Annotated in this window: 12 protein-coding genes; 4 read left to right on the top strand and 8 right to left on the bottom strand. The window is 41.9% G+C overall.

Annotation, left to right across the window (positions count from 1 at the left end; genetic code table 11):
* Positions 1–3: 3 nt before the first annotated feature.
* Genes R3D86_09725 through R3D86_09715 form a run of 3 tightly spaced genes read right to left on the bottom strand, consistent with a single transcriptional unit; the run spans position 4 to position 2,938 of the window.
* On the bottom strand, positions 4–273 hold the full coding sequence (locus tag R3D86_09725) for an exodeoxyribonuclease VII small subunit (protein ID MEZ5758485.1): 270 nt from the start codon (positions 271–273) through the stop codon (positions 4–6).
* Positions 274–317: 44 nt separating this feature from the next.
* Positions 318–1,244, bottom strand: a complete 927-nt coding sequence (locus R3D86_09720) for a histone deacetylase family protein (GenBank protein ID MEZ5758484.1) — start codon at positions 1,242–1,244, stop codon at positions 318–320.
* On the bottom strand, positions 1,241–2,938 hold the full coding sequence (locus tag R3D86_09715) for a long-chain fatty acid--CoA ligase (protein ID MEZ5758483.1): 1,698 nt from the start codon (positions 2,936–2,938) through the stop codon (positions 1,241–1,243). Before R3D86_09715 ends, R3D86_09720 begins: the two co-directional genes overlap by 4 nt.
* A gap of 101 nt (positions 2,939–3,039) precedes the next feature.
* Between R3D86_09715 and R3D86_09710 the strand changes: the two genes are divergently transcribed.
* From R3D86_09710 to R3D86_09700, 3 genes are all read left to right on the top strand, one after another.
* Positions 3,040–4,011: an L-threonylcarbamoyladenylate synthase gene (locus tag R3D86_09710; protein MEZ5758482.1), complete on the top strand. Its 972-nt coding sequence runs from the start codon at positions 3,040–3,042 to the stop codon at positions 4,009–4,011.
* Positions 4,012–5,439: an FAD-binding oxidoreductase gene (locus R3D86_09705; protein MEZ5758481.1), complete on the top strand. Its 1,428-nt coding sequence runs from the start codon at positions 4,012–4,014 to the stop codon at positions 5,437–5,439.
* 338 nt (positions 5,440–5,777) lie between these two features.
* On the top strand, positions 5,778–6,323 hold the full coding sequence (locus R3D86_09700; GenBank protein ID MEZ5758480.1) for a hypothetical protein: 546 nt from the start codon (positions 5,778–5,780) through the stop codon (positions 6,321–6,323).
* Positions 6,324–6,386: 63 nt separating this feature from the next.
* On the opposite strand, the gene R3D86_09695 is transcribed toward R3D86_09700, so the two are convergent.
* The gene (locus R3D86_09695) at positions 6,387–6,563 is read right to left on the bottom strand and encodes a hypothetical protein (GenBank protein ID MEZ5758479.1); all 177 of its coding nucleotides are present in this window, start codon (positions 6,561–6,563) and stop codon (positions 6,387–6,389) included.
* A 48-nt stretch (positions 6,564–6,611) separates the two neighbouring features.
* Positions 6,612–7,340, bottom strand: coding sequence for a GNAT family protein (locus tag R3D86_09690; GenBank protein MEZ5758478.1), 729 nt, complete (start codon positions 7,338–7,340; stop codon positions 6,612–6,614).
* Positions 7,341–7,500: 160 nt separating this feature from the next.
* Here R3D86_09690 and R3D86_09685 point away from each other — a divergent pair, with 160 nt between their 5' ends.
* A complete protein-coding gene (locus R3D86_09685) occupies positions 7,501–9,231 on the top strand; it encodes an amidohydrolase (GenBank protein ID MEZ5758477.1) in 1,731 nt (576 codons plus the stop codon).
* A 247-nt stretch (positions 9,232–9,478) separates the two neighbouring features.
* Here the strand turns inward: R3D86_09685 and R3D86_09680 are convergent, their stop codons facing one another.
* The 3 genes from R3D86_09680 to R3D86_09670 all read right to left on the bottom strand — a co-directional run bounded on the left by R3D86_09680 (position 9,479) and on the right by R3D86_09670 (position 13,118).
* Entirely contained in the window at positions 9,479–11,599 is a 2,121-nt protein-coding gene (locus R3D86_09680) for a tetratricopeptide repeat protein (GenBank protein MEZ5758476.1), read from the bottom strand.
* A gap of 532 nt (positions 11,600–12,131) precedes the next feature.
* Positions 12,132–12,365, bottom strand: a complete 234-nt coding sequence (locus R3D86_09675) for a hypothetical protein (protein ID MEZ5758475.1) — start codon at positions 12,363–12,365, stop codon at positions 12,132–12,134.
* A 21-nt stretch (positions 12,366–12,386) separates the two neighbouring features.
* On the bottom strand, positions 12,387–13,118 hold the full coding sequence (locus R3D86_09670) for an SOS response-associated peptidase (GenBank protein MEZ5758474.1): 732 nt from the start codon (positions 13,116–13,118) through the stop codon (positions 12,387–12,389).
* Positions 13,119–13,161: the final 43 nt, after the last annotated feature.

Here is a 13,161-nt window from a genome sequence, read left to right as displayed (position 1 = left end):
AGGCTAGCTTCCGCCGTCCAGAGGCGTACTTGTTAAAGTACCATCGCTCGACTTAGTTATTTTTTCTATGCGGGCTGTTGCATCCTTCAGCTTGTCTTCACAGTGGGCCTTAAGCTGGGTTCCTCGCGTATAGATTTCTATGGATTGTTCCAGTGATACTTCACCACTTTCAAGACTTCTGACAATATCTTCAAGCGCAGACAGGGCCTCTTCAAATTTCATATTTTTAATATCATCCGGTATTTCTACGGCTGACTTTGTTTCCTTAACCACTTCTTGCTCCCGATTTACTTTACCGCCCTGTTATAGCGGAAACATCACTCTTCCATCAATGCTAAAACATGTGCTTTTGCACATTCGCCGATAACTGAAAGATTATAACCCCCTTCCAGGGCTGACACAACACGGCCTTTTGAAAACTCATCCGCAACTTCCATCAATTTCCGCGTCACATAATAATAATCATCTGTGTCCAGATTAAGATCAGCGAGCGGGTCAAGGGTATGTGCATCAAACCCCGCCGAAATAAGAATTAAATCCGGCTTGAACTTTCTTAAAGCTGGCAATATACGGCTTTCCACTGATTTTCGAAAGGCATTACTGCCGCTGCCTGCTGCAAGCGGCGCATTGATTATCACGCCGACACCCTGATCATGAATATGGCCTGTTCCAGGATATAAGGGGGATTGATGGGTCGATGCATAAAATAGCCCGCGTGTGTTTTCCGCCACAGTCTGGGTGCCGTTTCCGTGATGAACATCAAAATCTATAATAGCAACACGGTGACAGAAATATTTTGTTCTAGCGTGAAGGGCGGCAATTGCGACTGAATTAAACAGGCAAAACCCCATCGATCTGTCTGGTTCTGCATGATGACCTGGTGGCCTTATGGCGCAAAAAGCATTTTTATTTTTCCCCGCCATGACCCGATCAATCGCCTGACATACAGCCCCGGCAGCAAGCAGTGCCGCCAGCTCTGATCCTGGTGACAAATATGTATCTTCGTCAAGCATGGCATGACCATTGAGCGGCATTTTATTGAGAACGGCCTCAATCTGATCATCCGTATGAACCAGTTTCAGTTGTTCAATTGAAGCAGGAACAGCTTCAACCCTGTCAAGTTTCTGAAATTTGGGGTCATCCAAAGCGGCCAGAATAACACTTAATCTTTCAACACATTCCGGATGACCGGCCGGAGAGATATGATTTAAGCAATCTCTATGGGTAATAAGGGCAGTGGTCATTTGGCTGCTTTTGCGGCTTCATATTTTGCTTTTTCTTCTGCAACTAGCTCTTTTTTGGAAAGCTTTCCGACCATGGTTTTCGGCAGTTCATCACGAAATTCAATTTGTGAGGGCCGTTCATGCTTGCCAATTAACGGTTTGATGAAAGCCATCAGTTCGTCTTCGGTTATGGGCGCCGCCCCTTTTTTAAGCCTTACGAAAGCCTTTGGTGTTTCACCCAGATAATCATCCGGTATGCCGATAACCGTAACTTCTTCCACAGAAGGATTTTGGTTAATGGCTTCCTCAATCGTTCTGGGAAAAACATTAAACCCACCGACCAGAATAAGATCCTTATCGCGGTCCATGATGAATGTGTATCCTTCCGCATCCATATAGCCAACATCACCGGTTTTTAATATATCGCCGATCATCACCTGATCCGTCGCGTCCGGTTTTTTCCAGTATCCTTTCATCACCTGCGGACCCCGGATACAGATTTCCCCACTTTCTCCAATCGGCATTTTTTTGCTATGATCTTCTCTATCCAAAATAAATACTTCGGTTGCAGGGAGCGGTAAGCCGATGGACCCTGCCCGGCTGCCTATTTCGCCCATCGGGCTGGCGTGTGTTACCGGCGAAGCTTCGGTCAGACCATATCCTTCCGTGATATCAAGGTTAAAACGGTTCCGATATTGTGCCCTTAAATCAACAGGAAGGGGCGCACCGCCAGACATTGCCATCTTGATTTTGCCAATACCGATTTTATCGGCATCCTTATGGCTGGCGAGAGCCGTAAACATGGTCGGCACACCGGCAAACATGGTGATATTTTCCCGGATCATCAGTTGTACAGCTTCTTCCAGTTCAAATTTTGGCACCATAACCAGTCTTGCCCCTATTTTAAGCCCCATATTCAGAACCACGGTCAGGGCAAATATATGAAAAAACGGCAGGAACGCGACCATATTTTCTTTGCCAAATTCCAGATTTGGTGGCCAGACTTCCAGCTGCTTCATGTTGATATAAAGATTGGAATGACTAAGCATTGCCCCTTTGGGAATACCTGTGGTCCCACCGGTATATTGAAGGACAGCAATATCCTCATCCGGATTTATCTCAACCGGTTGAAAGTTCCCGTCATTTTCAAAAAGTGAATTATAGTCAATATTGATGTCATCTCTGGCAACACGGGCGATGGCGCTGTTTTTAAATATTTTAAACAAAATATTTTTTGGAAAGGGCAGGACTTCGGAAAACTTGGCAACAACAAGCTTTTTAAGACGGCTTTGTTCAACGACCCGGCGCATTTTGCTATAAAGCGCATCAAGATCAAGCGTTACCATAATATCCGTTTCAGAATCCTCAACCTGATGCAATAATTCTTTTTCCGAATAAAGCGGGCTAAAATTAACAACCGTACCACCTGCTTTTGAAATGGCAAAGAAAGCAACGACAAATTGGGGGCAGTTTGGCAGGAAAAGTCCAACTTTAATACCTTTCTTAACCCCCATTTCCTGAAAGGATTTACAAGCTGCATTAACGCTTTTGATCAGCTCTCCGTAATTCCATGTTTTCCCCAAAAAATCTATAACGATATTATCGGGTAGTTTTGCCGCTGTATCATCAAGGATCACATGAAGCGGTCTTCCTTCAAATTTTTGATCCCATTTTACATGCGGAGGATAATGGTCAATCCATGGTCTGTCGTTCATTATGCCCTCATATCGTTTCAATAAATCTCCCAAACGGGGTTGTTATGCACTCCCACAACAATTATAGAACAGTATTAATTAATCTCAATCAAGTATATAATATGACAATGACCAAGAACCGACGCCATAATCCATCACAGGAAACGTTTGAACTTGCCGCCAATTTACTCCGGCAGGGGGATATTATCTCTTTCCCGACTGAAACAGTCTATGGGCTAGGCGCCGATGCAAAAAACACTGATGCGGTGGCAAAAATATATGAAGCCAAAAAGCGTCCTCAGTTTAATCCGCTTATTGTTCATCTGGCTGACGCTGCTGATGCAACGCAGTATGTGATGATGAATGTCCATTCAAGAAAACTGGCAAAAGCGTTCTGGCCGGGCCCGTTTACTATGGTTCTGCCAATTAAAGAAAATAGCGGCCTTTCAGATCTGGTGACAGCTGGACTGGATACTGTTGCCATAAGGGTCCCGGAAAATCAAATTGCCCATGCGCTTCTTGAACAATTTGATGGCCCGATAGCGGCCCCAAGTGCTAATAAATCAGGAAATGTCAGCCCGACAACCGCTGATCATGTGGAAAGTGAATTTGGCCCAGAACTTAAATTGATCATTGATGGTGGTCCATGCAATAAAGGCATTGAATCAACTATATTGCAGATTGACGGCGGGGAAATTACCCTGCTTCGTCCCGGCAACATCACCGCAGAGCAGATCGAAAAAATCCTGGAACGAGATATCGAAGTACAAAATTCACCAACGGACAATCCAACGGCACCCGGCCAGCTTAAAAGCCACTATGCGCCAAAAACAAAAATGAGGCTGAATGTAACAGACCCGGCACCCGGCGAAGCTTTTCTTGCTTTTGGGAAATATAAAATGGAAGAAAACAGTTTAAACCTCAGCCCTTCCGGTGATCTGGTCGAGGCCGCAAAAAATTTATTTTCAATGATGAGAACCTTGGACAATCTTGGCCTAAAAAATATTGCTGTCGCCCCCATTCCCAACACCGGGCTGGGTTTTGCCATTAATGACAGGCTGGAGCGTGCAGCGGCCCCTAGGGGAGAAGCCTAAGTGGCAATTGACATTTTACACCTTGAAAAGTTGAAAAATATTGCTGGCCCTAAAGGGTACAGCACTGATCCGGATGTAATTGAGCCCCATCTGAAGGAACCACGCGAAAAATTTATCGGAAAATCACCGCTTGTTCTATATCCGGACAGTACAGAGAAAGTTTCCGCGCTGGTTCATTTTGCTTATGAGCATGACATTAAACTGGTCCCGCAAAGCGGTAATACCGGTCTTGTCGGTGGCGGCGTGCCGGATGCAAGCGGAAATGAAATTATCATAAGTCTGAAACGTATGAACAGGGTGAGGGTCAAAGATAACCTGAACCACACCATGACTGTCGAAAGCGGCATGATCCTTGCCGATGCTCATAATATAGCAACATCAATGGACATGATATTTCCGATGCATCTTGCCTCCGAAGGATCAGCCATGATCGGCGGCAATATTTCATCAAATGCCGGTGGTATAAACGTGCTTCATTATGGGGTCATGCGTGATCTGGTACTCGGTCTTGAAGTGGTGCTACCCAATGGCGACATCTGGAACGGTCTTACCGGCCTCAGAAAAGACAATACTGGCTATGATTTAAAACAGTTATTTATCGGTGCTGAAGGCACACTTGGCATTATCACTGCTGCCACGTTGAAGCTTTTCCCCGCACACAAACAAAAAAACACTGCCTTTGTTGCCATTCAAAATCCGGAAGCGGCCATCAAGCTTCTAAATCTAGCGCGTGAAATCAGCGGCGATAGCCTGATCGCCTTTGAAATTCTTCCGCGTATTGGTCTTGATATGACCATTAAGCATATGCCCGGATGCCGCGACCCATTAGATCAATCCTATCCATGGTACATTCTAATGGAGTGTGCAACTTCCCTTAATCCTGATCTTCTTGATCTTGAAAAAGTGATGGAAAGAATACTTGAAACAGCGATGGAAGCAGAACTGGTGATTGATGGCGTAGTCCCCAAAAATATGAATGAGGCAAATGACCTTTGGAAGCTCCGTGAATTTATGTCTGAAGCCCAGAAATTTGAAGGGGGCAGCATTAAACATGATATCGCTGTGCCCGTTTCAAAAATTCCTGAATTTTTAAAACAGGCCGTCGAAGCCGTAATGCAGGCATTGCCCGGCGTGCGTCCTGTTCCCTTCGGCCATATCGGTGACGGAAACATTCACTTCAACTTATCCCAGCCGGTGAATATGAATAAACAGGACTATTTAAAAAAATGGCCCGACCTGAACCGGGTGGTTCATGATATCGTTACAGAGCTGGGCGGCAGCATCAGTGCCGAACATGGGATAGGCACTTTAAAAGTCGGGGAGCTGGAACATTATAAGCCCGAAACTGATCTTAAAATCATGCGGGATATCAAAAAAACAATTGATCCTAAAAACATCATGAATCCGGGTCGTATTATTCGCGTCTGACTAAACTTGCTAAGTTAAAATTCTCTTTATTTTCCAATCTTTCCTAATAAATTCGTCTTTTTTTCATTAAACTGAATTTTACATAACATAGAAAAAATAATTCTAATAAATTGGAGAATATATAACACGAATCACTACTGGAATTGTTATGTTTTTTTGTCTAAATTAAATTTTATAACTAGTTTACAAATGTTTATAAATTTTAAGTGTCCAACAATATAATATAAACAATAGGTTATAATTTTAATAAATCTATCATATTTAGGAAATTGACCTAAAATTTGAAATCCAATAAAATATGCCCCGATTTGTTAGTTATATTGCGAAGGATTCATGACATGTCAAAAAAGTTTTTATTCATATTTTCATCATTGGTTTTACTGGTAATTAGTCCCTTATCATTGGCCAATGCTACTGTTTATAACATTGTTGAAAATGTGGATACTACATTCGATGGAAATTACTTCCACGATGAAGTCGGCCCAATAGGTGGTATCACTGATACTTACCAATTTACCTCTTCCGGATTCACCAATCTGAAATTTTTCGTGAGTGTAAATCATGATCAAGGTAGCATTGGCGTGCCCTTAAATTATGGTATTAATAATTTGCAGATGACCTGGAGCATTGGCAATATCATTCATACTATTACCAGCCCAAGTGGGATTGTTAATACATCGGGCATTCCTTTTTTCCATGCACTTACTGATGGTCAGGTTGGAATTCTGTCAGTTACCGGAAACTTCAGATCTGCCGGCGGAGGTTATACACTTTCCGTGAGCGCCGTTCCTCTTCCACCTGCAATCATTGCTTTTATGAGTGCGATGCTCGGTGTTGGACTGATTGCTCGTAAACGTAAAAATTTATCCGTAAACCCGATCTGACCAATTTTCAATTCAAACTAAAAAAGTCTGTTTAATATATTTTAGGCAGACTTTTTTACTTAATTATCTTAATTCATCCGCATTTATATATTTGATGCCGGAGGGCGTACAGATAAACACACTTTCACCAAACAGGGATATAACGAATGGATCATCCTCCGGATAAAACTGATTAACAAGATAAAGCGCAGGCCCAATGGTTTTTAAGAGTACGACCATAGAGATTAAAAAATAGATCATATATTTCTGTAGTGTCTGTTTGCTTACATTCATAAACAATTTATAGCACTAATTCGCTGCTTTTCCCATATTAATTAATTCAGATAATTTTTGTTTCTGTATTCCTTTTTCATCAAAATTGTCCGGTGACAGCCAGCTTAAAAACCCTTTCTCAACAATAGGCCAGTTTTTATCCAGAATTGAATACCAGGCCGTATCACGATTGCGACCCTTATAGATTACGGCCTGCTCAAATGTACCATCATAATGAAAACCAAAGCGAAGAGCGGCTCGGCGCGATGGCGCATTTAAAGCATCGCATTTCCATTCATAACGTCTGTAGCCAAGTTCACCAAATGCCCGCTTCATCATTAGATACATACATTCGGTGGCGATTGACGTTTTCTGTAATTTTGGCGCAAACATGATATTTCCCACTTCAATTACACCGTGTTCAGGCTGAATTCGCAGATAACTGGCCAGTCCCACGGCTTCATTGCTGGCCCGTTCAATAATGACGTAAAATAAAGGATCAATACTTTCACATTTAGGTGCCAACCAATCATTAAATTCCAGTTCCGACTTAAATGGCCCCTGCATCATATAGGTCCATAATTTTCCGCCCCGATCTTCTGCCAATGAATCAAATAACTGTTTTGAATGCTTATCCAGATCAATTTTTTCCAATCTACATAAATTACCTTCCATTGGCGCATGTGTCGGATATTTGGCTCCTGTCCAGTTGGGCACATCTTCGCCAATTGGCTGGCCAAATTCATTTTCCCGTTGCGACATCATAATTCCCTTAAAATTTATCAAACTCAAATATTAGCATGATACCCGGATAATATCATTGCTGCATCATACTTAATCCATCTATAAATCATTCCCTAATTTGCTCTATTGCTTTGTTAATAATATCAGTGATAGCTTATAGAGAAACAGACGGGGACCACAAATGATTAAAGTTACCAATTTTATTAATTTTCATTTTTTTACAATATGTTGCGCAATATTGGCACTTAGTGCATGTGGTCAGTCATCCGATATTGGATCTAAAATCAGCGCCGATACTGTTTATAAAAACGGACGGATCTATATGGTCGATAATAATCACAGTTGGGCCGAAGCCGTTGCCATTACCGGAAACCACATTTCATTTGTGGGAACAGATAATGACGTCGCCAATCTGATTGGTGAGAATACAAAAGTCATAGACCTTCATGGACGCATGATGATGCCGGCAATGCAGGATAGCCATATCCATCCGATTTTGGGCGGGATCGAAGCTTTAAGCTGCGATCTTAACGCACAAGTCACACTGGAAGATTATAAAAAGGTAATTGCCGATTATGCAATTGCCAATCCTGATCTCGAATGGCTGCTTGGCGGCGGCTGGTCAATGGCCGTTTTTGGCGCGGGCGGGGCGCCAAGTAAAAAAATTCTTGATGACCTAGTTCCGGATCGTCCCGTCTATCTGACTTCACGCGACGGTCACAGCGGATGGGCAAATAGCCTTGCTCTTGAAATTGCTGGCATTACCAAAGATACACCTGATCCTGAAGATGGTATTATTGACCGAGACCCGGAAACAGGGGAACTTATTGGCAGCCTTCAGGAAGGTGCGATGTCCTTATTACAGAAATTTGTACCACCGCCATCACTGGAAAAGAGAATTGCCGGGTTAGAGTACACAATCAATATGCTCCATTCATACGGCATTACCTCTATTCAGGATGCCTCGGTTGAACTCCCGGATTTTGAAACCTATGCCGCACTGGAAAAAGATAATGAGCTTACATTACATGTTGTCGCGGCACAGTGGTGGGAACGGGACAAAGGTACTGAACAGATTGAAGGTTTTAAAAGCTTAAGAGACGAATTTACCAGCGATCTTGTTGATGCTTCATCCATAAAAATTATGCAGGACGGGGTACTTGAAAATTATACGGCGGCCATGCTTGAGCCCTATCTGGAAGCCAATGGCACCAGGGGCATTCCAATGGTTGATCCGGAGATGCTTAAAAAAGCAGTGGCAGAACTTGATGCAGACGGATTTCAGGTTCATATTCATGCGATCGGTGACGCCGCCATCCGCCAGAGCCTTGATGCCATCGAATATGCCCGTAAACTGAATGGCCCGCTTGGAAATCGTCATCATATTGCTCATTTACAAGTCATTCATCCTGATGATATTCCCCGCTTTGCTGCTCTTGATGTAGTTGCCAATTTTCAACCCTACTGGGCCGCAGCGGATGAATATATAATGGACCTAAACGTGCCTGCCATCGGTGAAGAACGGACAGGTTGGATGTATCCGATCCGAAGCATTGAGAAAACCGGGGCCACCATCGCCTTTGGCAGTGACTGGTCCGTATCAACGGCCAACCCGTTTCTGGAAATTGAAACGGCTGTTACCCGCCTAGGTGCATTAGGTGAACCTTATCCGGAATTTACACCAAATGAACGGATCAGCCTGCAGACAGCAATTGACGCTTTCACAATAAATGCCGCTTTCGTTAATAAACAGGAAGACAAAACAGGATCAATTGAAGTTGGCAAACTTGCCGACCTTATCGTCCTCAACCAGAATATGTTTGAAATTGACCCGGATCAGATTTCCGATACAAAAGTGCTTCTTACGCTGTTTGGCGGAAAACCTGTTTACGGCAGTCCGGAGAACCTTTAAGACCGAATTTCAATAAATTCTTCTACTGTCAGATTTTATAAATTTCCTTATCACTTCATAAGAAACTTTGTATTCCAATGCTGGCTATTCTTTTTTGTCATTAAGTGTGGATATAAAAATACTATATCATTAAATATTCTCATACCTGAACCAGCGATTAAACTGACCCTAAAATCAGTTGAACCTGGTTAGAGAAAAGTTCTTAAATAATACGCGGATTTTTAATCAGTGCTTTCAAAGACCGGTTCTAGGACACAGATAGGAGCGGAAGATGGATATTATTTTCCGGAAGAGAATTATCCTGTGTTAACTTAGCATGATCCTTTCCCGATACTGAATGCAGATTTTCCAGTAATGGCTTAAGATGTGTTTCAAAATTTTTCCATTTCTGTACCGATAAATTATTGATGGGCTGGCGAACCTGAACCACACTTGCTGTTTTGACAGGGCGCTTGGAGTTATGAAAATCAAGACAAGCATCATCCCACCCCAGTCCACAAAATTCTAGAAGTCTGCGTGATGTTGCTTCCTGATCTTCGATCAAATCTTCATAGTTAACATCAAAAATATGACCTGGTATTACTTTATGCCAATGATCCATAAGCTCCTGATAAAGATTGTGATATTTACCGAGATCATTTAAATCATATGAAAACCCCATAATTTCCGAAGGGAAGAATGTCTTAAAGAGGGACAAACTACAATCCTCGGGACTGCGTTTGCAGTGAATTATTTTTGCTTTGGGCAAGGCAAGTCTGATCAGGCCTATATGTAAAAAATTAAAGGGCAGTTTATCTGTAATAAAACGGCTTCCAGGCGCAATCTTATGCAGCATCTCACAATACCGTTCGCCAATTTTCCTAATATCCTGTGCTTTGATATCTTTTTTTCTTATGGTCTTTGTTAAATCTGAATTACCGTAAAAACTCGACATGGCAAGGTTATAAAACAGATCAAGCTCTCCGCCTCCGTGAACTTCGGAATGGCAGTCAAGTATTTGCTCAACGAGACTTGTCCCGGAACGCGGCATGCCTAATATAAATATTGGACATTCATCATTAAAACCTCCACCATTAAAAGACTTAATAAATGAATGTTTAAAAGTCTGTTTTACGTGATTGAAATTTTCTTTATCTTTTTCAATTGAATATTTTTTATTTTTTCGTTCCAAGGAATTCGCAATATTATACATCTTAAAGGACGCATCATATTTCTTTAAATCTTCATAGGCTTTTCCCAAAGCAAACCCCAAATAAATGCGGTCCTGATCACTGATATCACGCCGCGCAAATATGCGCTTCATTGATTTGATATCCTCATCCGGATTTGTGAAATTTTTTAGTTTCGCTAAAATAAGATAAACCTCCGCATGTTCTGGGGAGAGGGCTAAAACTTTTCGAAGGGCAATCTCTGCTTCTTTTATGTTCCCCTGCTCCGCAAGAGACATACTGAGATTGATCTGCGCATCAATAAATCCCGGTTGAAGCGAAATTGCTTTTCTGTAATTGTTAATAGCCTCATTAAAATTCCCTATTTCTTTGATAATATTACCCAAATTATTGTGAGCCTGAGCGTAGTCAGGCCTAATCTTAATTGCATTATCATAGCTGGCCGACGCTGCGTCAAGCCGACCGAGTTCTTTTAGCGCCACACCCCGATTGAAATAAGCTTCCGCAAAATTCGGATTGATATTGATAGATTTATCATAACTGGCAACAGCCTCATCCGGCCTCTTAAGTTCCAGAAGGGCAATACCGCGGTTTGAGTAAAACTCAGCAATATTAGGATTTACTGCTATTGCCTTTTCATAACATTCAACGGCCTCTTCAAGCTTTCCAAGCTCCTTAAATACAATACCCCGGTTGAAATAAGCTTCCGCATAGTCAGGATTGATACTGATCGCCTTATTATAACTGGCGACAGCCTCTTCCAGTTGTCCGATCTCTTTTAACACAGTACCAAGGTTGGAATAGGCTTCTGCATAGTCCGGTTTTAGACGGATCGCGTTGTCATAACTGGCAATAGCATCCTCAAACTGTCTAAGTTCCTGTTGTGCCAGGCCACGGTTGGAATAATATTCCGCAATGTTCGGGTTTATTATAATTGCTTTAGATATCAAATCTATCGCTTTCTGAAAATTCCCCGTTTGCAATCCTATGGTGCCAAGTAAATACAATGTTTCAGAATGGTTAGGCTCAAATTTCAATATATGTTTGTATAATCTATCCGCTTCCTGCAAACGACCTGCGCAGTGGTGCTGCACTGCCATATTTAAGGTTTGCTGACTGATAAGAATTCTATGCTTATCTGATTTTTTTGAAGCTTTTAAAGCCATTTTCTGCTGATGGCGCTTTTCTGCTCTGTTCATTTAATGACCCTTGTTTCTCGAAAATTCAATTTTCTCGACCAGCAGGATATTTATCCGTCGCCGAATGAAATGAGCTTTGCTTATTGTATTTGTTATGAAATTATGGATTAAGTTCCAATGAGCCGGAACCTGCGAACCATGATTTGTCGCCCAGACCGTCAAATATATTTCAAATGTTGACATTTAAGTAAACCAGATCTGCGATTTACCAATATGCCGAAATAGGAAATAATTCTGTAATTTGATTTGGAAAAAATATTCTAGTCATCTGGTTCCCCGTAAAATAGCCTGATAAATTATCTTGATGATATGTTATATAATAACTGATATGTTATATAATAATATTTATGATATATACAATTTATTTTTGTGAAAAATGAATAAATTCAATTTATCTTATTAAAAAATGGAATAATATATATCCCAGGTTGCTTCAAATATACAATTTGAAACTTAAAATTTAACGCCTGATTCATTATTTGCGGATATAACTTTGATGGGTATCTGCTTTTAAAGCATGTAATGAAATTTGTTAAAAGACCCTAAACCCATATCTAGAGCTATATTTTTCGGCTTTCAGGTTCATGACATTGGTCGCCGGTTTAATTTTAAACCATTTCTTTTCATGAATTTCTCGAATTCGTTTAGCCAATTTTTCAATTGTGGAAGAAATTTTGTTTAGTGATTGTTCTGAAGTATGCCGGGCAATTCTTTGCACAAATTCTTCATAATTTTCAGGTACCCGTTTTCTTCTTTCAAGCTGCACTGCAAACGCCCATAAATATTTTCAAAATAACCTGAACTGATCTTTGCTTGCCGGCCTGATACAGTCTTCGCTGTCGTTACGGGCATTATTGACTAATGGACTGACCTCATACATTTCAAATTGCTCGTCAATCCTCGTTGACAGCTTTGAAAAAATATCTCGATCCGGCGGGTCTGCTGGCCGGAGCCACAGTTCATGGTCTTCTGGCTCTATTATAACCGGAGAGCGGTGATGAATTTTCTTGACCACTCCATTTGCCGGTTTTGTCACCAGTGATACTGTCTCAAGCCAGTCTTCACCGGCAGGCCCGGTCCAGGCTTCCCAGATTCCGGCAAAGGTAAATGGTTTTCGGTCAGGCAAGTGGATATAATGAGGGACCGGCGAAGCCCCGCCCCGTTTCCATTCGTAAAATCCATCTGCCGGAACTAGGCATTTTCGGCGCCTGAATGGTCCCCTGAATGATGGTTTGTCGGCAATGGTTTCCGATCTGGCGTTAATCAGCGGCCGGTCGGTTTTTATTTCCTTGGCAAAATGTGGGATAAGCCCCCAACGCATTAATGCCCCCTCCCGTTCCGGCAATGGTGCATCCGGCAGAATTGCCTGATCCTGATCTGATCCTTTAAGCCGGATAACCGGCACAGGCTGGCTTGGCGCAATATTGAAGCGTGATGGAACCTGGAATGGATATCCCATATCAAGAAATTCAATATAATTGCTATATGTATCGCTGGTTAATGAATATCTTCCACACATGGCCCAATCACGTTATAGTAAAACCGAAAGCTATAATATATGA

The organism is Emcibacteraceae bacterium (assembly GCA_041396985.1).
Classification (GTDB): domain Bacteria; phylum Pseudomonadota; class Alphaproteobacteria; order Sphingomonadales; family Emcibacteraceae; genus Pseudemcibacter.
Note: the sequence above shows the minus strand (reverse complement) of the source record. Positions and strands in the feature narration are given on the sequence as shown.